The 22,592-nt window shown below is 74.0% G+C and carries 18 protein-coding genes; 10 read left to right on the forward strand and 8 right to left on the reverse strand.

The window, feature by feature from the left end; genetic code table 11:
• Positions 1 to 6: 6 nt before the first annotated feature.
• Positions 7 to 1,038 carry an S-methyl-5-thioribose-1-phosphate isomerase gene (gene mtnA, locus ABZ801_RS04920; RefSeq protein WP_360692960.1) on the reverse strand — a complete coding sequence of 344 codons (1,032 nt, stop codon included), beginning with the start codon at positions 1,036 to 1,038 and terminating at the stop codon, positions 7 to 9.
• A gap of 870 nt (positions 1,039 to 1,908) precedes the next feature.
• Between mtnA and ABZ801_RS04925 the strand changes: the two genes are divergently transcribed.
• From ABZ801_RS04925 to ABZ801_RS04935, 3 genes are all read left to right on the forward strand, one after another.
• The gene (locus tag ABZ801_RS04925) at positions 1,909 to 2,352 is read left to right on the forward strand and encodes a hypothetical protein (RefSeq protein ID WP_360692962.1); all 444 of its coding nucleotides are present in this window, start codon (positions 1,909 to 1,911) and stop codon (positions 2,350 to 2,352) included.
• Positions 2,349 to 3,872, forward strand: coding sequence for a DNA polymerase Y family protein (locus tag ABZ801_RS04930; RefSeq protein WP_360692965.1), 1,524 nt, complete (start codon positions 2,349 to 2,351; stop codon positions 3,870 to 3,872). Before ABZ801_RS04925 ends, ABZ801_RS04930 begins: the two co-directional genes overlap by 4 nt.
• Positions 3,873 to 4,018: 146 nt before the next feature.
• Positions 4,019 to 7,162, forward strand: coding sequence for an error-prone DNA polymerase (locus ABZ801_RS04935; protein WP_360692968.1), 3,144 nt, complete (start codon positions 4,019 to 4,021; stop codon positions 7,160 to 7,162).
• Positions 7,163 to 7,164: 2 nt separating this feature from the next.
• Here ABZ801_RS04935 and ABZ801_RS04940 read toward each other — a convergent pair whose 3' ends face one another.
• Positions 7,165 to 9,162: a protein kinase gene (locus ABZ801_RS04940; RefSeq protein ID WP_360692971.1), complete on the reverse strand. Its 1,998-nt coding sequence runs from the start codon at positions 9,160 to 9,162 to the stop codon at positions 7,165 to 7,167.
• Between the two features lie 331 nt (positions 9,163 to 9,493).
• Between ABZ801_RS04940 and ABZ801_RS04945 the strand changes: the two genes are divergently transcribed.
• A complete protein-coding gene (locus ABZ801_RS04945; RefSeq protein WP_360692974.1) occupies positions 9,494 to 10,993 on the forward strand; it encodes a polysaccharide deacetylase family protein in 1,500 nt (499 codons plus the stop codon).
• Between the two features lie 4 nt (positions 10,994 to 10,997).
• Here the strand turns inward: ABZ801_RS04945 and ABZ801_RS04950 are convergent, their stop codons facing one another.
• The gene (locus ABZ801_RS04950; protein ID WP_360692977.1) at positions 10,998 to 11,924 is read right to left on the reverse strand and encodes a Ppx/GppA phosphatase family protein; all 927 of its coding nucleotides are present in this window, start codon (positions 11,922 to 11,924) and stop codon (positions 10,998 to 11,000) included.
• A 117-nt stretch (positions 11,925 to 12,041) separates the two neighbouring features.
• Between ABZ801_RS04950 and ABZ801_RS04955 the strand changes: the two genes are divergently transcribed.
• The gene (locus ABZ801_RS04955) at positions 12,042 to 12,488 is read left to right on the forward strand and encodes a PH domain-containing protein (protein ID WP_344958606.1); all 447 of its coding nucleotides are present in this window, start codon (positions 12,042 to 12,044) and stop codon (positions 12,486 to 12,488) included.
• A 50-nt stretch (positions 12,489 to 12,538) separates the two neighbouring features.
• Entirely contained in the window at positions 12,539 to 13,054 is a 516-nt protein-coding gene (locus ABZ801_RS04960) for a DedA family protein (protein ID WP_360692981.1), read from the forward strand.
• Here ABZ801_RS04960 and ABZ801_RS04965 read toward each other — a convergent pair.
• Together ABZ801_RS04965 and ABZ801_RS04970 are read right to left on the reverse strand one after the other, a co-directional pair.
• The gene (locus ABZ801_RS04965) at positions 13,021 to 13,935 is read right to left on the reverse strand and encodes a ribokinase (protein WP_360692984.1); all 915 of its coding nucleotides are present in this window, start codon (positions 13,933 to 13,935) and stop codon (positions 13,021 to 13,023) included. The two genes, ABZ801_RS04960 and ABZ801_RS04965, sit on opposite strands and share 34 nt — an antisense overlap.
• A gap of 55 nt (positions 13,936 to 13,990) precedes the next feature.
• Positions 13,991 to 14,242, reverse strand: a complete 252-nt coding sequence (locus ABZ801_RS04970) for a hypothetical protein (RefSeq protein WP_360692987.1) — start codon at positions 14,240 to 14,242, stop codon at positions 13,991 to 13,993.
• Between the two features lie 114 nt (positions 14,243 to 14,356).
• Here ABZ801_RS04970 and ABZ801_RS04975 point away from each other — a divergent pair, with 114 nt between their 5' ends.
• From ABZ801_RS04975 to ABZ801_RS04990, 4 genes are all read left to right on the forward strand, one after another.
• A complete protein-coding gene (locus tag ABZ801_RS04975) occupies positions 14,357 to 15,016 on the forward strand; it encodes a hypothetical protein (protein WP_360692990.1) in 660 nt (219 codons plus the stop codon).
• Between the two features lie 11 nt (positions 15,017 to 15,027).
• The gene (locus ABZ801_RS04980; protein WP_360692993.1) at positions 15,028 to 16,254 is read left to right on the forward strand and encodes a hypothetical protein; all 1,227 of its coding nucleotides are present in this window, start codon (positions 15,028 to 15,030) and stop codon (positions 16,252 to 16,254) included.
• 85 nt (positions 16,255 to 16,339) lie between these two features.
• Complete coding sequence (locus tag ABZ801_RS04985) at positions 16,340 to 17,533, forward strand: hypothetical protein (protein ID WP_360692996.1); 1,194 nt, start codon at positions 16,340 to 16,342, stop codon at positions 17,531 to 17,533.
• A 123-nt stretch (positions 17,534 to 17,656) separates the two neighbouring features.
• Positions 17,657 to 19,204: an alkaline phosphatase D family protein gene (locus ABZ801_RS04990; protein WP_360692999.1), complete on the forward strand. Its 1,548-nt coding sequence runs from the start codon at positions 17,657 to 17,659 to the stop codon at positions 19,202 to 19,204.
• A 95-nt stretch (positions 19,205 to 19,299) separates the two neighbouring features.
• Here the strand turns inward: ABZ801_RS04990 and ABZ801_RS04995 are convergent, their stop codons facing one another.
• The 3 genes from ABZ801_RS04995 to ABZ801_RS05005 all read right to left on the reverse strand — a co-directional run bounded on the left by ABZ801_RS04995 (position 19,300) and on the right by ABZ801_RS05005 (position 22,574).
• Complete coding sequence (locus ABZ801_RS04995; RefSeq protein WP_360693002.1) at positions 19,300 to 20,721, reverse strand: FG-GAP repeat protein; 1,422 nt, start codon at positions 20,719 to 20,721, stop codon at positions 19,300 to 19,302.
• 104 nt (positions 20,722 to 20,825) lie between these two features.
• Positions 20,826 to 21,620 carry an aldo/keto reductase gene (locus ABZ801_RS05000; RefSeq protein WP_360694131.1) on the reverse strand — a complete coding sequence of 265 codons (795 nt, stop codon included), beginning with the start codon at positions 21,618 to 21,620 and terminating at the stop codon, positions 20,826 to 20,828.
• A gap of 144 nt (positions 21,621 to 21,764) precedes the next feature.
• Positions 21,765 to 22,574, reverse strand: a complete 810-nt coding sequence (locus ABZ801_RS05005; protein ID WP_360693005.1) for a DeoR/GlpR family DNA-binding transcription regulator — start codon at positions 22,572 to 22,574, stop codon at positions 21,765 to 21,767.
• Between the last annotated feature and the right edge of the window lie 18 nt (positions 22,575 to 22,592).

A 22,592-nucleotide genomic window follows, 5' to 3' on the forward strand; every position in this document is an offset into this window, starting at 1 on the left:
CGGCGGTCAGCGGGAGGACGCGTGTTGGGGCGTCGCACCGGAGGAGACCTCCAGCACGCCCGTCTCGGTCACCAGGGCGCTGACGAGCTTCGCCGGGGTGACGTCGAACGCCGGGTTGAACGCGCGGGCGCCGTCGGGGGCGGCGCGCGTGCCGTTCCAGGCGAGGATCTCCTCGGGGGCGCGCTCCTCGATGGGGATGTCGCCTCCCGAGGCGGTGTTCAGGTCGACGGTGCTCCAGGGGGCGGCGACGACGAACGGTATGCCCGCCTCGGCGCAGGCCAGGGCCACGCTCACGGTGCCGACCTTGTTGGCGGTGTCGCCGTTGGCGGCGATCCGGTCGGCGCCGACGACGGCGGCGTCGACCAGTCCGCGCAGGATGGTGGCGGGCGCCGCGCCGTCGGCCTGGATCAGGTAGGGGATGCCTGACTGCTCCAGCTCCCAGGCGGTGAGGCGTGAGCCCTGCAGTAGGGGGCGTGTCTCGTCGGCGTAGACGACCTCGATGCGGGCGCGGGCGTGCAGTTCGCGGACGACTCCCAGTGCCGTGCCCCAGCCTGCGGTGGCAAGGGCTCCCGCGTTGCAGTGGGTGAGGATGCGCAGGGGGCGGTCGGGGGTTCGGGCGAGGATCCAGTCCGCGCCGTGCCGCCCTATGGCACGGTTGCCGCGCACGTCCTCGTCCAGTAGGGCCTGCGCTTCGGCCACGACGGCGTCGAGTCCCTTGGGCACATGGGGCAGAACCCGGTCGACGCCGGCGGCGAGGTTGACGGCCGTGGGGCGGGCGTCACGGATCCGTTCGATGGCGGCGTCGCGGGTGGCGTCGTCCCAGTCTTCCCGTTCGGCCTGACGGATGGCGATGGCGACGCCGAACGCGCCCGCCACCCCCAGGGCGGGGGCACCGCGCACGGTCAGGTTCTGGATGGCGGCCACAAGGGTGTCGACGTCTCGTACGTCGAGGTGTTCCAGCCGGTGAGGCAGCACCGTCTGGTCGATCAGCCGCAGCCCCTGCCCCGTCCACTCGACGGCCTGTACGTCATGCGCCATGGCCGCAGCATACGAACCGCAGGGGCGTGACGCGATCGCCGCCTTCCCGCAGGGTTCCCCTCCCCTGTGTCTCTTGCCCGCGCTGGGTCGGTCGTCTCGGCGGGTTGGGCGCAGGCGGGCTGAGGGGTGTGACACGGGGGCGGGCTCTGTTGCCTGGCGCGGCGCTCCGGGTGCCGACGGGCCGGCGTCCGCCATCGTCCGGCGTTCGGTCGTTTCACCGGTCGGGGATGTTGGCGTGGGCGTAGGGATTCGGGAGGGCTGGGCGGATGCCGGCAGGGCGGTCGGGTGAAGGAATTTTGAGGCGGGGCTCTGGCCGCGGGAAGGCCTATGGCGCCGGGGGTTGCGCGATGGGGGCCGGGCGGCGCGGGGATGCGGTGTGACCTGGGATAACTTGACATGCATCGAACCTGTGTTCGACATTGGTGGCGGTGATCCGGGGGCGCGCGATCGTGGGCGGGAGGGACCGTGGCGGAGTTGGCGTCGGTGCGGTCCGGTGCCGTCGAGCACCCGGCGGCGGGGGGCGCGCCGTCGCAGGACGGGCCGCGGGCGGATCCGGGGGCTTCCCCGGTGGGGGCCCTGCGGAGCGCCTACGTGCGGCCGACGGGGACGCAGGAGGCGCCGCTGACGCACGCGGCTGCGCCTGCGTCCGGGGCGCCGGATGGCTGGGCGGGCGTGCGGCCTGGGTCGGCGGTGTCGGCGGAGACAGTGCCCGTGCTGCCCGCGTTGCGCGATGTCGTTCCCGGCGGGGGCCTGCGGGCGGGGTCTGTTGTGGGGGTGGACGGATTCGCGTCACTGGGTGTTGCGCTGGTCGCGGGGGTGTCGAAGTACGGGGGTGTTGAGGGGCAGGGCGGTTGGTGCGGCGTGGTGGGCATGCCTGACTTCGGGGTGCTGGCGGCCGCGGGGATGGGCGCGGAGCCCGAACGGCTGCTTCTGGTGGACGAGCCCGGTGAGCGGTGGCCGGATGTGGTGGCGGCGCTTGTCGAGGCCGTTGATCTGGTGCTGTTGCGTCCCCCGGCGGTCCCTTCGGGCGCGGCTGTGCGGCGGCTGTCGGCGCTGGCCCGCAGGCACGGCTGTGTGCTGGCGTTGTCGGGGCCGTACGGGCGTCAGTGGCCGGGAGTCCAGTTGCGGTTGCGCGTGGGCAAGGCGGAGTGGGCGGGCGTGGGTGACGGGCACGGTCTGCTGAGTGCGCGGCTCGCCCGTGTGGTGGCCGAGGGGCGCGAGGGCGGGCGCAGCGCCTGGGTGTGGTTGCCCGGACCGGACGGGACGGTGACCGCCGAGACGACCATGCGGCCCGCCCTGGAGGTCGTGGGATGAGCCGGGTGCTGGTGGTGTGGTGTCCGGACTGGCCGGTCACTGCGGTGGGGATCGACGCCGCGACGCCGGGGGCCGTGGTGGTGGAGGGCCGGGTGGCGGCGTGCAGTTCCGCCGCGCGGGCCGCGGGCGTGCGGCGGGGGCAGCGGATTCGGGACGCGCAGCGGCGCTGTCCGGATGTGGTGGTGCGGGACCGCGACAGTGACGCCGAGGGGCGGCTGTTCGAGAGCGTGGTCGAGGCGGTGGCCGAGCTCGCTCCCAAGGTGGAGGTGGTGCGCCCGGGGTTGTGCGCCGTCCCGGCGCGTGGTGCCGCTCGTTTCTATGGCGGCGAGGAGTCTCTGCGGCTGCTGGTTCAGGACGCCGTGGTGGAGGCGGGGTTCGACTGTGGGGTGGGCATAGCGGACGGGTTGTTCGCCGCGGAACTGGCCGCGCGTTCTGGCGGGGGCGGAGTCGTGGTCCCTGCCGGCGGGGCGGCGGCGTTCCTGGCGCCGTATCCGTTGTCGGTGCTGGACCGGCCGGAGCTGGCCGACCTCCTGCAGCGGCTGGGCGTCCGGACGCTGGGGGCGTTCGCGGCGTTGCCGTCCGGGCACGTGGCGGGGCGGTTCGGGGCGGACGGGGCGCTGGCGCACCGGCTGGCCCGGGGTGAGGAGCCGCGTCCGGTGGCGCCGGCCCCCGCGACCGCCGACCTGTCGGTCCGGGAGGAATTCGATCCGCCCGCCGCGCATGCCGAGCAGGTGGTGTTCACGGCCAAGCGGCTGGCCGCCGAGCTGCACGAGGGGATGGCCGCGGGCGGGCTGACCTGCGTGCGGCTGGAGGTGACGGCCGGGTTCGCCGACGGCGGCGTCCTGCGCAGGCTGTGGCGGCATGACGGGGCGCTGTCGGCGCTGGCGGTGGCCGAGCGGGTCCGGTGGCAGCTGTCGGCCTGGCGGGCGCCTGAGGAGGCCGTGGACGCCGTGTGGGGAGGCGTCGCGTGGTTGGAGCTGGCTCCGGACCAGCTCGTCCCGGACGAGGGCAGGCAGGAGGCGCTGTGGGGGCGGTCCACGGTGACCGAGCGCATCGCGCGGGCGGTGGACCGGATCCAGGCGCTGCTCGGCCACCGGGGCGTCACCCGGCCCGTGGTGACCGGCGGCCGGGGCCCGGGTGAGCGGGTGACGCGGGTGCCGGTCGGTGACCTGCCTCCGGCGGGGGTTCCGGACGGTCCGTGGCCGGGGCGGATCGGGGGCCCGGCTCCGGCGGTGGTCCCTCCGGTGCCGCGTTCCGCGGCGGTCACGGACGCCTCGGGTGAGGCCGTGGGGGTGTCGGCGCGGTGTGCGGTGTCGGCGCCGCCCGCGCATGTCGCCGTGGAGGGCGGCAGGGCCGAGCGGGTGACGGCGTGGACGGGGCCCTGGCCCGCGACCGAGTACTGGTGGGACGCCGAGCGCGCGCGGCGTCGGGCCCGGTTCCAGGTCGTCACGGCGGAGGGGCACGCCTACCTGCTGGCGGTGGAAGGGGGTCGCTGGCATGTGGAGGCCGTGTACGAGTGAGCGGGGCGGACGGCGTGGGCTGGAGTAATCCGCCGATTCCGTGGCGCGAATTCGAACGGCGGTTGTCGTGGGGGCAGGAGAGGCCGGCCGCGCAGGCTCAGGCGGTGCCGGAGCGGGCGGCGGCAAGGGCTGTGCAGCCTGCCGCCGTGCCCTGGGCAGAGCTGCACTGCCACTCGTCGTTCAGCTTCCTGGACGGGGCGAGCGACCCGGCCGCTCTGGTGGCGGAGGCGGCGCGGCTGGGAGTGGAGGCCATGGCGCTCACCGACCACGACGGGATGTACGGGGCGGTGCAGTTCGCGCAGGCGGCGTCCGAGGCGGGCATCGGGACGGTGTTCGGGGCTGAGCTGAGCCTGGGGCTGCCCGGGCCTCAGACGGGTGAGCCCGATCCGGCGGGCCGGCACCTGCTGGTGCTGGCGCGAGACCCGGAGGGTTACGCGCGGCTGTGTTCGTCCATCACCGCGGCGCAACTGGCGGGCGGGGAGAAGGGGCGGCCCGTCTATGACGTCGAGGCGCTCGCCGACGCCCACGGCGGTCATTGGGCCGTGCTGACCGGGTGCCGCAAGGGGGCGGTGCCCACCGCGCTGCAGCGGCAGGGGCCGGAGGCCGCGGAGCGGGAACTTCGCGGGCTGGTGGACATGTTCGGCCGGGGCAATGTGTTCGTCGAGCTGGTCGACCACGACCATCCGGACGACGATCCGCGTAACGACGCCTTGGCCGAACTGGCGGCCCGTGTGGGCGTGGCGGCGGTGGCGTCCAACAACGTGCACTTCGCGGCGCCCGGCGCGGACGCGCGCCTGGCACAGGCCCTGGCCGCCGTGCGTGCGCGGCGCAGCCTGGACGACATGGTGGGGTGGCTGCCCGCCAGTGGTACCGCGCATCTGCGCGGTGGGGCGGAGATGGCGGTGCGGCTCGCGCGGTTCCCCGGGGTGCGTGAGCGCACTGTGGAACTGGCCCGGGAATGCGTGTTCGACTTCGCCGTCGTGGCGCCGCGCCTGCCGGACTGGCCCGTCCCGGACGGCCACACCGAAGCGAGCTGGTTGCGGCACCTGGTGGCGGAGGGGGCACGGCAACGGTACGGGCCGCCCGAACGGGAACGCACCCCGGGCGCGTACGCCCAGATCGCCAAAGAGCTGGACGTGATAGAGGAGCTGGGCTTCCCCGGCTACTTCCTCATCGTGCACGACATCGTGGAGTTCTGCCGTAGCCGCGACATCCTGTGCCAGGGGCGGGGCTCGGCGGCCAACTCGGCGGTCTGCTACGCGCTCGGCATCACCGGGGTGGACGCGGTGCGGCACGGGCTGTTGTTCGAACGGTTCCTTTCCCCTGGGCGCGACGGGCCGCCCGACATCGACCTGGACATCGAGCACCGTCGCCGTGAGGAGGCCATCCAGTACGTCTACGAAAAGTACGGGCGCGAGTGCACAGCGCAGGTCGCCAACGTCATCAGTTACCGGCCGCGCATGGCCGTACGGGACGCGGCGCGCGCGCTCGGGTTCTCCCCCGGGCAGCAGGACGCCTGGTCGCGGGGCATCGATCCGCGTGATCCGGTCGGCGCGGAGGCCGACATCCCGGAGGCGGTGACGGAGCTGGCGCAACGCATGCTGACGTTGCCCCGGCACCTGGGCATCCACTCGGGGGGCATGGTGATAGCCGACCGGCCCGTCGGGGAGGTCTGCCCCATCGAGTGGGCGCGGATGCCCGGCCGCAGCGTCCTGCAGTGGGACAAGGACGACTGCGCGGCTGCGGGGCTGGTCAAGTTCGACCTGCTGGGGCTGGGCATGCTGGCCGCCCTGCACGACTGTTTCGACTTGGTGGCCGAACACCACGGCGAACGGTACGACCTGCAGTCCATCCCCCCGGAGGACCCCCTGGTCTACGACATGCTGTGCGACGCGGACACCGTCGGGGTGTTCCAGGTGGAGTCGCGGGCGCAGATGGCGACGCTGCCCCGGCTCAGGCCGCGCGAGTTCTACGACCTGGTGGTGGAGGTCGCGCTGATCAGGCCCGGCCCCATCCAGGGCGGTTCCGTCCACCCGTATCTGCGGCGCCGCAAGGGGGACGAGCCCGCCGAGTGCCCGCATCCGCTCATGGAGAACGCGCTGGCGCGCACCCTCGGCGTCCCGCTGTTCCAGGAGCAGATGATGCAGCTTGCCGTGGACTGCGCGGGCTTCTCCCCCGCCGAGGCCGACCAGCTTCGGCAGGCGATGGGCGCCAAGCGGGCGCCGGAGCGGGTGGAACGGCTGCGGGAGCGGCTGCTGAGCGGCATGGCCGAGCGGGGCGTCCCCGCCGACATCGCCGAGGACGTCTACGAGAAGATCCTCGGTTTCACCGGGTTCGGGTTCCCCGAGTCGCACGCGCAGAGCTTCGCGCACCTGGTGTATGCCAGCGCCTGGCTCAAGCGGCACCATCCCGCGGCGTTCACGGCCGCGCTGGTGCGCAACCAGCCGATGGGCTTCTACACGCCGCAGTCCCTACTGGCCGACGCCCGCCGCCACGGGGTGGAGGTGAGGGGCGTGGACATCAACGCCAGCGGTGCGCACCCCACCCTGGAGGAGCCCGTGCCGGTGCGGTCGAAGCATCCGCATGCGCCCAGCGCACCGCAGCCCGCGATCCGCCTGGGGCTGTCAGGCATACGCAACCTGAGCGAGGACACCGCCGAGTCCATCGCCGCAGGCCGCCCCTACGCGAGCATGGAGGATCTGGCCCGGCGCGTCCCCCTGTCGGCGGCGGCACTGGAGGCTCTGGCCACGGCCGGGGCGTTCGACTGTTTCGGCCTGGCGCGCAGGCAGGCCCTGTGGGCGGCGGGCGCGCTCGCCGGGAGCGGCCCCGGCCAGCTGGAGGGCGCCACCCCGGGGACGACCGCCCCGGCACTGCCCGCGATGACTCCCGTGGAGGAGACCTTGGCGGACCTGTGGGCCACGGGGGTCTCCCACACTCATCCCATGGCGCACGTGCGGGAAGCCTTGGACGAGCTGGGCGCGGTGCCCTCCGAGGGGCTCCCGCAGGTGCCCACCGAGACCAATGTGGTGGTGGCGGGCCTGGTCACCCACCGGCAACGACCCCCGACGGCTGGGGGAATCGTCTTCATGACGCTGGAGGACGAGACGGGCGTCATCAACGTGGTGTGCCCGCCGGCGGTGTTCCAGCGGCACCGGGGCCTGGCGGTCGACTCGCAGGCGCTGCTGGTGAACGGGCGCCTGGAGCGCGCCGACGGGGTCACCAACGTCCGCGCCACCCGGCTGCGCCGCCTTCCCGTCCCCGGCCGCGTCCGCGCCCGCAACTTCCACTGAGCCTAGGACCAGTCGGGGTGCCCCAGGGAGGTCGCGTTGGGAACGATGCGCTGGTCGCCGGAGCCGTCCGAGCGTACGGCGCGCAGGCGGGGCTCGGCGTAGCGGCCGCTGACGTAGGCGATCCACGCGCCGTTCCGTGACCACGTGGGGTCCATGTCGTGTCCGGCGCCGGCGGTGACGCGGTGGGCGCCGGTGCCGTCGGCGTTCGCCACCCATATGTCGGCCTGGGGGTAGGCGCCGCGCGTGTAGGCGAGGCGCCGTCCGTCCGAGGACCAGGCGGGGTCGACGGCGCGGACGCCGTCGCCGGTGAGCCTCGTCCACGGCTGGTCGGGGTGCCGCGGGTCGAGCGTGTAGATCTGCTCGGTGCCGCCGCGCTTGCTCCAGAACGCCAGCCGCCCCGTGGCCGACCACGCGGGGTCGTCCTTGTCGGCGGGGTCGTCGGTGAGCCGTGTCGGCGTCGCCTCGCCGACGGTGATGACGAAGATCTGCGCGACGCCGTTGTCGCGGCCCATGAACGCCAGCCGCCGGCCGTCCGGTGACCAGGTCACGCGCCCGCCCGATATCCGGTCGGTGACCTTGCGCGGATCGCTGCCGTCGGCGTTCATCACCCACGCCTCGGTGCGGCCGCCGCCCGACCGGGTGAACGCGATCCGCCTGCGGTCCGGCGACCATACGGGGAGCGTGTCGCATCGCGGGCCGTCCGCCAGCGTCGTGGGGGCGGCGGCGCCGGGGACATACGTGCCGATGTCGCCGTGGCATGTGCCGGGCCACCCTGGCTGGGCGTCGACCCTGACGAGCATGGGGTCCTTCGGCAGCGCCCCCGGGGTCGCCGCCCCGGTGTCGGACGCGCCGTCGTCGCCGTTCCCGACCAGCAGCACGACGCCTCCTGCGGTGACGGCCGTCACGAGCGCAGCCAAGCCCGCGAGCACGAAAGGACGCGTTGAACGGCGCCGAACAGGGCGCCCCTGGGTCTCCCTCGTGACCGTCGCCGATTCACTCGGCCCAGCCACCCCCGCTTCCCGCTGCGTCGCGGGGTCGCTTGGGGCGGCGGCCCCGGGTTCCCGCAGGGGCGCGGGGGCGCTTGGGGTGGCGGCCGCCGGTTCATGGAGGGTTGCGGGGGCGTGCCAGGATTCGTCGATGGTCGTGTTGACGTCGGCTTCCGTGCCAGCGCCCCCGGTGAGGGACAGAAGGAGGTCGCGGGCGCTGGGGCGGTGCGCGGGGTCCTTGGCGAGGGCGCCGCGGACGAGGCTCGCCAAAGGTTCGGTGAGCACGCCCAGGTCGGGTTCGGCGTGGACGGCGCGGGCGGCCATGAGCTGGAACGAGCCCTGCCCGTAGGGGTTGCGGCCGTTGGCGGCGTAGGCGACCAGGCAGCCCCAGGCGTAGACGTCGACGGCGGGGGTGGCGCGTTGCCCGAGGATCTGCTCGGGCGCGATCCAGCCGGGGCTGCCGATGACCTGGCCGGTGCGGGTGTGGGACGCGGCGGCGTCCAGGGCGCGGGCGATCCCGAAGTCGATCACGCGCGGGCCGGAGATGGACAGCAGCACGTTGCTGGGCTTGAGGTCGCGGTGGACGAGCCCGGCGGCGTGGATGCCGACCAGGGCGGCGGCCACGCCGACCGCGACGCCGTGCAGCATGCCGGGCGACAGCGGGCCGTTGTCGGTGACGTGACCCAGCAGCGACGGGCCCTCGATGTACTCGGTCACCAGGTAGGCCACGCCGTCGTCCTCGCCGTGTTCGAGGACCTGCGCGGTGCAGAACGCGGCGACCCGCTCGGCGTTGCGGGCCTCGTCGCGGAAGCGGGCGAGGAAGGCGGGGTCGCCGGCCAGCCCGGGACGCACCACCTTCACCGCGACCGGCCGTCCGTCCGGGCCGCGGCCCAGGTAGACCGCGCCCATGCCGCCCTCGCCGATCTTGGCTTCGATGCGGTACCGGCCCACCCGGGGCGGCAGGTCCGGCCGGGTTTGCCCTAGGTCCGCGCCAGGGGTCGGCGGGCCGTCCATGGCGATCCCCTTTCACCGCCGGGTGGCCTCCGCGAGGCCCGCCCTCCGCCGCCGGGACCCGCGGGGAGCTGCCGCCAGGTGGGCGGCTCGGGTCCTCCTGTGCTCACGATGGCAGACGCGCCGCCGAACGGCCACCCTCCGGCGCAGGTCAACGCTTCGTCAAATCCCGGCCCCCGCACCTTAAAGATCCGCCGGGTTCCCCGCACCCAGCCGTTTAATCGCCCATTTCGGCATTAACCTGGCACGTCGGCTCTGAGGCGAGCTCGCCAGAGTCAGGGTGCGGCCACCGTCGTCCACACCGTCCAGCGTCGCCTACGGAGGGAGTGCTCTGTTGTCCGGGACGCGCCGGCGGCTGACCGGCCTACGGCACGGTGCCGCGGCGACGGCGCTCGGGGCGGTGGTCCTCGCCGGATGCACCGCACAGCCGAGCAGGCACACCACGGCGCCCGAGGGCTCCATCACCACGATCCGCAGCACCGACCCGGCCGCGGTGCCCGGGATGACCACCGTGACGCGCCTCCAGCGGGACGAGCGCCACCGGGTGTTCACCGGGTACCCGGACGTCCCCGGCGCGCCCGAGCTGACGAAGGCGCTGGCCGCCGCCGTGGACGAGGAGGTGGCCCCGTTCGACTCCGCGACCGCCCGCACCGCGCCGTTGCCCGCCGGGGACGTGCCGGAGCTCAACGTCCAGTGGTCGCTGACGGCCGCGTCGGGCGACGTGGTCGGGGTCCGGCTGGTGACGTCCCGGTTCCTGGGCTCCACGGGGGGCGAGTCGCGGCGCACGCTGTGGTACGACGACGCCACCCGGACGGTGCACCCGTCCGCCGACCTGGTGAACGGGCCGCACGGGCTGGCCGCGCTGGCGCAGCGGGTCCGCGAGCACGTGGGCAGCCAGGCCAACCCCGCGCGGGTCCGGCCGGATCCCCGGCTGTTCTCCTCCATGGGCTTCAACTCCGAGGGCGACCTGGTGGTGGAGTTCAGCGACTACGCCATCGCGCCCGGGACGGCCGGACGGGTCGCCGTCGTGCTGGACGGCGCGGAGTTCGGACCGCTGCTGTCGGACTTCGGGCGGCGCGCGCGCCAGGCCGCCCTGGCCTACCGGCCGAAGCTGGCCTTGCGTCGGGGGGCGTCCGGCAGCCCGTCCCCCACCGACCTCCCGTCCCGCGCGCCGAACCTGGGCCCGCAGTCGGCCACGCCGCTCCCGTCCGTGGACTGCCGCCGGGCCAAGTGCGTGGCGCTGACGTTCGACGACGGCCCCGGGCCCTACACGGGGCGGCTGCTGGACACGCTGGCCGCCCACGGAGCCCGCGCCACGTTCTTCGTGGTGGGCGGTAACGCCGTCGTCCATCGCGACCTGCTGCGCCGGCAGGTCGCCGGGGGGCACGAGATCGGCAACCACACGCAGAACCACCGTGACCTGGGACGCATGCCCGCCCTTCAGGTCAACATGGACGTGCAGGGCACGCAGCAGATCGTGCGCGGCGCCGTGGGACGCGCACCGAGGCTGCTACGGCCGCCGTACGGCTCGACCAACGGCACGGTGGGGCGGGTCGCCGCGTCCCTGGGGCTGGTGCAGGCGACGTGGAACGTCGACGTCCACGACGAAACCACGGGCGACCCCCGGGCGATCGCGGACCGCACCGTGTCGTCGGCCCGCCCGGGCGCGGTCATCCTCCTGCACGACACTCGGCGCCCGACGGTGGAGGCCGTCCCGCGCATCCTGAACCGGCTCGCCCGGAAGGGCTACCGGTTCGTGACCGTCTCGCAGCTGATGAGCGGGCTCCACGTGCCCCCCGGAGGGATCTTCGGCGGACACGCCAACGGACGCTGAGCCCTCAGCCGGTGATCATGTCGAGGCGGCGCAGAATGACGCCCTCGCGCAGCGCCCAGGGGCAGATCTCCAGCTCCGCCAGGCCGAACAGGTCCATCACGGCGTCGGCGACGATCGCCCCCGCGGGCAGCAGCGGCGCCCGTTGCTCGGACACGCCGGGCAGGTCGGCCCGCTCGTCGACGGTCATGCGGGCCAGCTTCTCGGTCCACTCGACCAGGTCGGCATGGTGCAGCAGCCGCTTGGCGTAGGGGCCGTCCGACGTGGGGGCGGCCCCGGTGATGCGGGCCAGCTGCTTGAACGTCTTGGAGGTGGCCACGGCGTGGTCGGGCGGCCCGAACCGCACCACGTCGCCGACCCGGCGGGCGATCTCGGCGCGGACGTGGCGGCGCAGCGCCCGCAGCTCGTCGGGGGACGGCGGGTCGGCGGACAGGTGGTCGCGGGTGAGCCGCCCGGCGCCCAGCGGCAGTGAGATCGCCACGTCCGGGTCCTCGTCGATGCCCGCCGCGATCTCCAGCGAGCCGCCGCCGATGTCGATCACCAGCAGGCGTCCGGAGGACCAGCCGAACCAGCGCCGCACCGCCAGGAACGTCAGCCGCGCCTCGTCGGGGCCCGACAGCGCGCGGATGTCCACGCCGGCCCGCGCGCGGATCCGGGCGAGCACCTCCTCGCCGTTGACGGCGTCGCGCACGGCGGAGGTGGCGAAGGCGACCAGGTCCTCCACGCCCTTGTCCTCGGCGACCTGCAACGCCTCGTCGACGAACTCGTTCAGCCGGGACTCGCCCTCGTCCGACAGGCGGTCGCCGTCCAGATGGGCGGCCAGCCGCAGTTCCTCCTTGTGGGAGAAGGCGGGCAGAGGGCGCGCCCCTTGATGGGCGTCCACCACCAGGAGATGCACGGTGTTCGAGCCCACGTCCAGCACGCCGAGTCGCATGCCCAGACGCTATCGGACGGATGCGCCGCCCAATCGCACGGATCATGCGTTTCGTCCCGTCGCCGGAGCCCGCCGTGGTCCGGTGACGGGTGCCGGAGCGTTGCTACCGTGACCGGTGTGAACGAGGAAGGCGGGGCGCCGCGGAGCTGGCGGGTGCCGCCGGTGCACATCGCGGTCAAGGCGGGGGCCGCCGTGGTGGTGGCGACGCTGGCCGCGGTGTCGTCCGGCGACCGGCAGTTCCTGCTGCTGGCGGGGGTGGCCGCCTTCGGGCTGGCCGCGCTCGCCCTGCGGGACGTCCTGGCGCCGGTACGGGTCGCCGCCGACGCCGAGGGCGTGACCGTGGTGCGCGGGTACGCGGGGAGGCGCCGGCTGGCCTGGCCCGCGGTGGCGGCGATCCGGGTGGACGAGCGGCGGCGCCTGCTGCTGCACACCCGGCTGCTGGAGATCGAGACCGCCGACGACCTGTTCCTGTTCAGCTTCTTCGACCTGGGGGCCGACGTCCACGACGTGGCGGCCGACCTGGAACGGCTCCGGAGGCGCGCTGCATCCCGCCCCGATGGTTAGGCTTACCTAAGAGACCGTGCGCGGCGACCGGGAGGAGGCACGGGGACGCGATGCGTGACTCCTTCCTGGGCATGCCGCTGTGGCTCGCCGTCATCGCCTCCGTGCTCATCATCTTCGTGCGCGGCCAGGCGTACTACTGGATCGGCCGCGGGGTGGGGCCGCGCGTCTACGCCTCGCGCGTGGGGCGGCGGGTCGGCGAACACCACCTGCGCCGCGTCGAGGGTCTGGTGTCCCGGCGCGGGGCGCTGGCGGTGTTCGCGGCGCACTGGGTGGCGGGGCTCCGGCACGCCATCCCGATCTGCGCGGGCGTGACCCGCATGCCCATGCCCCGCTACCTGGTGGCCTCGGCGCTGGGGTCGTTGCTGTGGACGCCGCCGTGGGTGGTCGGCGGGTACGCGGTGGTGTGGGGATGGCTGGAGGTCTTCGGACGCTCGCCCTTGGCGGCAGCCGGCCTGGCGGCCGTGCTCGCCGTCGCCGTGGGCGCGCTGGTGGCCGTCCGGCGGCGCCGCCGGCGCAACGGCCGGGACGCCGATCAGAGCGGCAGTTCGTCGTCCGCCGTGGGGTAGGAGCTCTGCGCGCCCGGCTTGCGGACGGCCGCGGCCCCCACCCGCGCCGCGTAGCGCGCGGCCTCGTCCAGGGCGTCCCCATGGGCCAGGCGCAGGCACAACGCGGCGGTGAAGGCGTCCCCCGCGCCCGTGGTGTCCACGACCTCCACCTTGGGGGACGCGACGGAGACCACACCGGACGCGTCCGCCGTCAGCGCGCCGTCCCCGCCGAGTGTGATGACCACCGAACGGGGGCCGCGCTCCAGCAGCGCCTCGGCCATCGCCGAGGGGGTCTCGAACCTCTCCTCGCTGCCGCGTCCGAGCAGGAACGCCGCCTCGTGCTCGTTGACCACCAGCGGGTCGCACAGCGCCAGCAGCTCGCCCGGCACGGGGGCGGGCGGGGACAGGTTCAGCACGACGCGCGCCCCGGCGTCCGCGGCCGCCCGCGCGGCGGCCAGGACGGTCGGCACGGGGGTCTCGAGCTGGAACGACACGACCGCCGCCGAGGAGATCATGTCGCGTGCCGCGGCGACGTCGTCCGGGGCGAGGCGGGCGTTGGCGCCGGGCGAGACGATGATGCTGTTGTCGCCGTCCGGCCCCACGGTGATGAGGGCGACGCCGGACGGGCCGGGCGTGACGAGCAGGTGCTCCAGCCGCACCCCCGCGTCGGCGAGCGCCCCGCGCAGGAACTCGCCGTGCCCGTCGTCGCCGACCCGGGCCAGGATGCCGACCCGGCCGCCGAGCCGCGCCGCGGCCGCCGCCTGGTTGCCGCCCACGCCGCCCGGATACGTGGCCAGGTCGGACCCGAGCACGGTCTCGCCGGGCGCCGGGCGCCGCTCGACACCGACGACCAGATCCGCGTTGACCGATCCCACCACGACGACGTCGAACTCCTTCGACACCGCACCCTCCTCGCCACCGAGCCGTACGAACGTGGGCTCAAGCTTGCCACCTCGGTCAGGTGCCGGGATCGCAGGGTCGCAGGGACGCCAGGTCCACGACCTCGGACAACTCCTCGACGGTCGGGTAGTAGCCGCGGCCGACGCGGGCGCCTCCGTCGGTCACGAGGAACGCGCCCGGCACCCCCGCGGGCACGCCGGCGGCGTCCGCCCACACCCGGTGGGCGCCGCTCAGCCGGACGGCGGTGACCCGTAGCCCGCCCGGGCCCGCCCAGCAGCCGCGTTCACCGTCCCCCTGATCTCCCCCCACGAGATCAACATTACTTTCAGTGATCATGTGAATACGAAGCGGGGTTGTGATAGATGGGGCCGCTGAGGCCGGTGGGGTGATCGTCGTTAGACTCCGGATGTGCGGTGGTTCGCCTTGTTCGTGACTTTCGCGCTGGCCGGATCCGTTCTCACCGGCACGGCGCGCGCCGCCGCGCCTTCACCGACTCCGGCGAGCCTCGCCGACCGGCTCGCGCGGCTGCTGGCCGAGGACCCGATCCAGGTCACCGACCATGCCCCGCGGGCGTTGCCCTACGACGCGCACGAGCGGATCCGCGCCGCGGTGGCGCGGCTGGGCGTCCCGGCGTACGTGGTGGTGACGCCGAACTCAATGGCGACCTCGCCGAGGCACCGGGAGCTGATCGCGTCGCTGCACGACCGGCTCGGCAAGGACGGCATGTACATCATCACCGATCCGTCCGGGTACGGCACGGCGCGGCAGTTCGGTGGAACGCTGCCGGCCGATCGCGCGTGGACCGCGGCGTCCCTGCAGAAGGGACGGGACGAGGGGGCCGTGGAACAGATAGCGCGGTTCGTCGACATCGTGTCCGCGCCCGACGTGCAGCGCAGGATCGAGCAGGCCCGCGAGAGGGCGCGCGAGGACCGGCCCTCCGACGGCCCCAGCCGGAGCGACATCAGAGACCGCAAGGAGATGGCGGCGTTCGCGGCGGGCACCGCCCTGACCGGAGTGCCGCTGCTGGTGCTGTTGCTGCGCCGAAGGTCCCGCCGTAATCCGGCCCGGGCGGCTCGACGATGATCAGACGCTTGATGACGGTGCTCGTCGCCGCGCTGCTGCTCACCGGCCTCTGGGCGCCCGCGGGTCCCGCCATGGCGGCGCCACCGCCCGCGCCGCATGAGGAGGCCCGGTTCGCTCGGGTGGCGGCGGAGCTCGCCGAGGATCCGCTGTCCGTCGACATGTATCTGACGGACGCCCTCAGCCGAGCCGACCGCAAACGGGTCAAGGCCGAGATGGCCGAGACGGCCGAGCGCATCGGCGTTCCCGTGTTCGTCGTCGTCATGCCCAACTCGATGGACTCGGAGTCCTTCGGGTATGACGACGCGTTCCTGTTCGGCCTGCGTGAACGGGTGGGACGCGACGGCCTGTACATCCTCGTCAATGAGCACGGATACATAGAGGTTCTGCCGTTCCGCGTCCCGCGCGACATCCGCTACACGCCGAGGGAGGTCCGCTCCCCCGCCGACCTGGAAGCGCCCATGGCGGACGTGCCCGACCGGTTGCGGCGGCTGTTCGACACCGTGGCCTCGGCCCCGTCCGCCCCTGCCGGCACGCCCACCCTCTACAGCGCACCGCCGCCCTTCGGGCAGGAGGAACCGCCGTTGGAGGCCGAGTTCTGGGGGCCGTTCCTCACAGGGCTTCTCGCCGTCGGCCCCCTTGCGGCGTTGCTGCTGTTCGCGTTGGTCCGCGCCCCGACGGCAGGAATTCGCGCCCTGCGCGCGCGGCCCAAGACGCCACCCCGTAGGGAGACCAAACCCTCGGTGCGTTATCTGCGTACGCGCGCCGCCCGCACACTCGGCGAACTGCGCGACATGCTGCCCGACCACGAGGAGTCCCCCGGGCACGCCTATGCCGCCCGTGCCTACGACGCCGCACAGATCCTCTTCGACGACGTCGCCCAGGGCGCGGAGGACGCGGCGGACGCCGACGAGACCGTACTCGGCTTGGTGTGGGTGATCGTGCTGGCACGGCAGGGCCGGGAGGTGCTGGACGGGGCGAAGTCCCGCCCCTCGGCGCCGTGCTTCGTCAACCCGCTGCACGGGCCGTCCGCCGGGCGCCGCTACAACAAGGGGCACGGGACCCGCCCCGTGTGCGCGGACTGCGCCGCCGTGCCCCCGTCGTCGCTGGTGGACAGGGCGCTGCGAGTCCCCGGCGGCCGTCCCCACTACAGCGTCCCCGGGCGCTGGTCCAGGTTCGTGTCCGCGTCGCGCCGTCGCGAACTGCCCTCGGCCGTGCTGGAGTCTCTCGGTGTCGATTGAACACGGGTCGGTTGAACACGGGTCGGTTGAACGTCTTCCCGGCGTCCGGAGCGCGCCGTCGCCCGGTGAACGGATCGCGGCGTCGTTGCGCAGGTCGCCGATCTACGTGGACCCGTCGCTGGCGTCCGCCCTGCCGAAGGGGCGGCGGCAGGCGCTGCTGGCCCGCATGCGCCGGTCGCCGATCCGCGTCCACGTCGTGCTCGTGCCGCTGGTGAAGGGCGGCACCTGGGAGGACCCCGACCAGCTCCTCACCGTCGTGCACGACCGGCTCGGCCGCGACGGCGCGTACCTGTCCCTGGACGACTTCCAGGACCAGCTCGCGGCACGGCAGTGGGGCGGCACGCCCGAACAGCAGGAGAACACCCGGTACGCCGCGCAGGTGCCGTTCTTCCTGGACGAGATGAAGGACGCGCCGCTGGCCGACCGGCTGATCCGCGCCGTCGACCTGATCGCGGCGGGCCGGGGCAAGGCCGAGTACGACGCCGCCACCGCGCACCTGGGCCGGCCGCGTCCCTCCGCCGGCCGCGGCGGCGGGCCCGTCGGCTCCGACAGTTCCTCCGGCAGGGGCGGCGACGATGGCGGCGGAACGGTGCCCCTGGTCCTCGGGGCGGCAGGGCTGGGCGTGGCCGCCGTCGCCGGGCTGGCGGTGTGGCGGTGGCGGCGGACGGGCCGCGTCCCCGCGCCGTCGTCGCACCGGCTGCCGCGCACGGTGCTGGCCACCGCCCTGCGCGCGAACGAGGAGGAACTGCGCGAGCAGGCCGCCCGCGAGGTCGTGGCGTTCGGCGAGCTGCTGGACCGGACCGACGTCGACGCCTCGGCACCGCGCGTGCGGGCCCTGATGACCGAGGCGCTGGACGCCTACCAGGCGGCGGGCAAGGTGCTGGACGCGGCGCGCGGCCTGCCGGACCTGGCCGGGGTGCTCGTCCTGGTCGACCGGGGCTTGGACGCGCTGGCGTCGGCACAGTCGCTGGCGGACGGCGGCCGGGAGACCCCGGGCAGCCCGCTGTGCTTCTTCAACCCGCTGCACGGCGACTCGGCGGTCACCGTGAACTGGCGTCCGCTGGGCAGCCGCGAACGGCTGCGCGTCAAGGCGTGCCACGACTGCGCCAAGGCCGTCCGCGCCCGCCGCACCCCGCAGATGCTGCTCGACAGGGTGGACGGACGCGCGGTGCCGTACTACGAGGTCGACGCGGACGACAGCCTGTGGGCCCGCACGGGGTACGGGCAGCTGCGCGACGACCTCGTCCAGCGAGTACTGCGCGGCGACCTTCACCGGTGACCTCCCCCGGTGAGACGGGGCGGACACGGCCGGTGACACCCGGGGTTTCACCGGCCGTTGGGCTGCCGGTCGGACGATGCTCCCACGGCCCTCGAACACGTCGCCTGAAGTGGAGACGTGGACGTGACCCGCAGGAGTTTCCTGTCCATCGCGGGAGCGGCGACGGTGTCGGCTCCCCTGGCGCCTCTGCCCGCACGACGCCTCCAAGGCCGCGCCCTGACGGACCCGTTCGAACTCGGTGTCGCCTCCGGGGACCCCGCGCCTGACGGCGTGGTCCTGTGGACACGGCTGGCGCCGCGTCCGTTGGCCGAGGACGGTCACGGCGGCCTTCCCCGGCGGGACGTCGACGTGCAGTGGCAGGTGGCCGAGGACGAGCGGTTCCGCCGTATCGTGCGCGCGGGCCGTGCCACGGCCCGGTATGCCGACGCCGGAAGCGTCCATGTGGAGGTCGACGGTCTTCGCCCGGGGGCGGAGTACTTCTACCGGTTCCGGGCCGACGGGCACCTGTCCCCCACCGGCCGGACCCGTACCGCCCCCGCCCAGGGCGCGCTCACACCCGTGACGTTCGCGGCGGCCTCCTGCGCCAACTACGAACAGGGCTACTTCACCGCCTACCGCCGCCTGGCCGAACAGCACCCCGACCTGGTGGTGCACCTGGGCGACTACATCTACGAGGGCGCGGCCAAGGACGACGACCCGATGCGCATCGTCCGCAGGCACACCGGCCGTAGCACGTGCCTGACGCTCGCCGACTACAGGCGCCGCCACGCCCAGTACAAGTCCGACCCCGACCTGCGCACCGCCCATGCGACGGCCCCGTGGGCGGTGGTCTGGGACGACCACGAACTGCAGAACAACTGGGCGGGCGACAGCCCCGAAGCACGGGAACGAACTTTCGTCGCCCGCAGGCGGGCCGCCGTACGCGCCTATTACGAGAACATGCCGCTGCGGCGTTCGTCCCTACGCGGCCCCGGACGGATCCGCCTCACGCGACGCATCCAGTGGGGCGACCTGGCCGTGTTCCACATGCTCGACACCCGGCAGTTCCGCAGCGGGCAACCCTGCGACGACGGGTTGCGCCTCAACTGCGACGCACGGCTGAACGAAAAGCGCGTGCTCCTGGGTGACGGCCAGCTGCGCTGGCTCGACCAGGGGTTGCGTACGTCACGCGCCCGGTGGAACGTCCTGGCGCAGCAGGTCTTCCTGGCCCAGCGCGACCACCGGCTCGGCCCGGGGCGGGAGATGGCGCTGGACGGCTGGGACGGTTACGCCGCCGAACGAACCCGCCTGATGAACGCGCTCGTCTCGTCGGGTGCGCGCAATCCCGTCGTCCTCACCGGTGACGTGCACGTCGCCCACGCCAACGACCTGCTCGCCGATTTCGACGACCCGGACTCGGCGCACGTCGGGGTGGAGCTGGTCGCCACGTCCATCGCCAGCGAGGGCGACGGAGAACCCGACCCGTCCACCAACGCCGCCATCCGCGCCGAGAACCCGCACATCGCGCTCATCGACCAGCGCCGCGGCTACCTGCTGTGCAGGGCCGCACCCGGTGAGATGACGGCGGACTTCCATACGGTCCCCTACGTCACCCGCAGGGGCGCGCCCGTGTCCAGCGCCGTGCAGTTCACCGTTCACGACGGCGCGCGTTCGCTGGGCCGCCCGGCCTGACCCTTACGGCTCTCCGGCAGGGCCCGCCGGACGCCTCAGTTGCCTACGCGAGGCCGAGCATGAACGCGGACGGGCACCGGTCGGCATGTGCTCGTTCAACCCAGCGCGTAGCCCAGCAGGCCGTCCGTCGGCATCGGGAGCGTTGCGAGCGACGAGCCGCCGGACACCACCGTGACGGCCCCGGCGAAACCCCGCGCCCCGGGCGCACCCACGTACAGGGTCCGGTTGCGTATGAGCAGCGCCCACCCGAACTGGCTCCGGCCGCCCGGCTCGACGCGCAGGCCGCCCCGCTCCGACAACCCGCGATGACGCACGCCGCGCAACGTCCGCACGGCCCCCCGCCCCGGCGCCCCGATCGCCAGGTCCGCCACTGCGTCGCCGTCCAGATCGCCCGCCGCCAGCGCGGCGCCGAACCCGTCGTAGGCGCCGGGACGGCGCTGGGACACGATGGGGGCGCGCTGACGCATCGACGGCCCGTGCAGGACCTGCACCGCGCCCTCGGAGTGACCGGCCGGGGTGCGGCCGTCGTCCTCCCCCGGCACGCCGACGGCCAGGTCGTCGACGCCGTCATCGTCGAAGTCCCCGGCGGCCAGCGCCGCGCCGAAACGGTCGAACCGTTCGGGTGCGCCGTGCACGCCGGGCGCGGCCTGCGTGAGGCGCCGCGCGGCGCGGGTCAGCGGATCGAGGACGGTCACCGCGCCCTCGCCGTACTCCCCGTCGCCGGGCGCGCCGACGGCGATCTCCGCGCGGCCGTCGCCGTCGAAGTCGCCCGCCGCCAGCACCGCGCCGAAGTCGTCGGTGCCGACGGCGCCGGACGGCGCCCGCAGCAGCGGTCCGGGCCGCAGCCCGCGCGCCGCGCCGCGTCCGCGCAGCCCGAACACGGCCACGCCGCCGCCTCCCGGCAGTCCGGGCACGCCGACGAGGAGTTCGTCGTCCCGGTCGCCGTCGACGTCGGCCGCGGCGAGGGCCGCTCCGAAGCGGTCCGTGCCGTGGGGCCGCCGCAGCGTGCGCATCGACAGCAGCGGCCCCTCCACCGGCCCGGACGGCGACCCGAAGAAGACCTGGACGGCGCCCTGACCGTCGGTGCCCGAACGCCGCGCGCCGAACGTCTCGTCCGGCACGCCCACCGCCAGATCCCCGCAGCGGTCGCCGTTGAGGTCGCCGACCGCCAGCGCGGCGCCGAACCCGTCGCCGCGTTCGGCCGGGTCGGTGCCGCGCTGCGACAGCCGGACGACCCCGCCGCCGTGCCGCACGGCGACGGCGCCCGCCCGGGCCTGCCCGCCGACCGTCGCGTACGGGGCGCCCGCCGCCACGTCCTCGGCGCCGTCGCCGTCCAGGTCGGCCGTTGACGAGCCACGGCACGGACCCGCGGGCACGGCGTCGCGGACGGGCACGGCGGCGGCGATCGGGGCCGCCGGCCGCGGGGCCGGCGGGACGGGGGCGGACGACGCGGCGGCCACCGCCGCGAGGGCGGTGGCCGCCGTCAGCCTGAACGCGGGGCGGCGGGGGATGCTCACGCCCGGTAAGCTCCCCGCCGCCCGGAACGCCCGTCCACCGGCCGGGTGACCTCCGCGTTAAGGCTTCCCGACCGCCCGTGTCACGCGGGTAGAGGCACGCGGGTTCAGCCAAGGACCTCGAACGTCGCCGGGTCCGGGCCGAAGCGGGTGCCCTTGTCGAGGGCGGCGATCGCGGCCTTGTCCTCGTCGGTCAGCTCGAAGTCGAACACGTCGAAGTTCTCGGCGATGCGCGACGGGGTCGCCGACTTGGGGATGACCACGTTGCCCACCTCCAGGTGCCAGCGCAGCACCAGCTGCGCCGGGGTCTTGCCGTGCCTTCCGGCCAGGCGGGCGAGCTCGGCGTCCTCCAGCAGGCCCTGGCCCTGGCCGAGGGGGCTCCACGCCTCGGTGAGGATGCCGTGCTCGGCATGGAAGGCGCGCAGCTCCTCCTGCTGCAGGTACGGGTGCAGCTCGATCTGGTTGAGGACCGGCACCACCTCGGTCTCGTCGAACAGCCGGGTGAGCGTCTCGACGGTGAAGTTGGACACGCCGATGGCGCGGACGCGGCCGTCGGCGTACAGCTTCTCGAACGCGCGCCAGGTGTCGACGTACAGGTCGCGGCTCGGCATCGGCCAGTGGATGAGGTAGAGGTCCAGGTACTCCAGGCCGAGACGCTCCATGCTGGCGTCGAAGGCGCGCAACGTCGAGTCGTACCCCTGGTCGCTGTTCCACAGCTTGGTGGTGACGAACAGCTCCTCGCGCGGGACGCCCGAGTCGCGCAGGGCGCGGCCCGTGCCCTCCTCGTTCTCGTAGGCCGCGGCGGTGTCGACGCTGCGGTAGCCGGTCTCCAGCGCGACCTTGACGACCCGCTCGGCCTCGGCGTCCGGAACCTGCCACACACCGTAACCGAGCTGTGGCATGGTGACACCGTTGTTGAACGTGACGTTGGGAACGGTCACGAAATCCCCCTGCGTTAAATCAGTGTTTTGATCACTTATCCGATATCAGATCCCCACCATGCCCGAAAACTCCGGCCCCCAACACGGGCGGCGCGGTGGCCGGGGTCACAGCGTCGCCACGTCGTAGGCGACCTTGTGCTCGTCGAGATCGCGCAGGGCCTCGGGGGACGCCCCCGCGTCGACGATGACGCGTTCGAACTCGGCGAGCGGCGCCACCCGGTGCAGCGCCGTGCGGCCCAGCTTGGTGTGGTCGAGCAGCAGCACGTTGCGCGCCGCCGACGCCAGCATCGCGCGCTTCACCGACACGATGTGCTGCTCCTGGTGGAAGGCGTAGCCGGCCGACACCGCCGACGTCGACACGAAGCACAGGTCCACGCTGAGCGACTCGATCGCCTCCACGCAGGACACGCCCAGGAACGAGTCGTGCATGGCGTCGTAGTCGCCGCCCAGCGCCATCAGCCGGATCCCGCGGAACTGCGCCAGCAGGTTCAGCCCCTCCAGGAAGTTGGTGACCACCGTCAGCGGCGTCACCTCCGCCAGCCGCGCCGCCAGCGCCAGCGTGGTGGTCGAGTCGTCCAGCATCACCGCCATGCCCGGCTCGATCAGCCGGACGGCGCGCTCGGCCACCGCGTCCTTCTCCGCCCGCATCGACTTGCGGCGGTAGGCGACGTTGCTCTCGAACACCCCGGACGGCTGGGCGGTCACCCCGCCGCGGAACTTGCGGACCACCCCCTGGCGCTCCAGCTCGTCCAGGTCCCGATGGATCGTCATCAGGCTGACGCCGAACCGCTCGGCGAGGTCGGCGGCCGACGCCGACCCCTCCGACAGCACCTGCTCGGCGATCAGCCGCTGCCGCTCCGAAGGTCCCTGCGCCCGCCGCGAGGCGCCCCGCGCATCGCTCTCCCCTTGCTCCATGGCACCATCCTCGCGCGT

This window comes from Actinomadura sp. NPDC047616, from assembly GCF_040642915.1.
In the GTDB taxonomy this organism is placed as follows: domain Bacteria; phylum Actinomycetota; class Actinomycetes; order Streptosporangiales; family Streptosporangiaceae; genus Spirillospora; species Spirillospora miaoliensis.

Coding starts and splice junctions, on each gene's coding strand:
- mtnA (WP_360692960.1), bottom strand. CDS start 1,038: ATGGCGCATGACGTACAGGCCGTCGAGTGGACGGGGCAGGGGCTGCGG.
- ABZ801_RS04925 (WP_360692962.1), top strand. CDS start 1,909: ATGCCTGACTTCGGGGTGCTGGCGGCCGCGGGGATGGGCGCGGAGCCC.
- ABZ801_RS04930 (WP_360692965.1), top strand. CDS start 2,349: ATGAGCCGGGTGCTGGTGGTGTGGTGTCCGGACTGGCCGGTCACTGCG.
- ABZ801_RS04940 (WP_360692971.1), bottom strand. CDS start 9,162: ATGGACGGCCCGCCGACCCCTGGCGCGGACCTAGGGCAAACCCGGCCG.
- ABZ801_RS04950 (WP_360692977.1), bottom strand. CDS start 11,924: ATGCGACTCGGCGTGCTGGACGTGGGCTCGAACACCGTGCATCTCCTG.
- ABZ801_RS04960 (WP_360692981.1), top strand. CDS start 12,539: ATGCGTGACTCCTTCCTGGGCATGCCGCTGTGGCTCGCCGTCATCGCC.
- ABZ801_RS04980 (WP_360692993.1), top strand. CDS start 15,028: ATGACGGTGCTCGTCGCCGCGCTGCTGCTCACCGGCCTCTGGGCGCCC.
- ABZ801_RS05000 (WP_360694131.1), bottom strand. CDS start 21,620: ATGCCACAGCTCGGTTACGGTGTGTGGCAGGTTCCGGACGCCGAGGCC.
- ABZ801_RS05005 (WP_360693005.1), bottom strand. CDS start 22,574: ATGGAGCAAGGGGAGAGCGATGCGCGGGGCGCCTCGCGGCGGGCGCAG.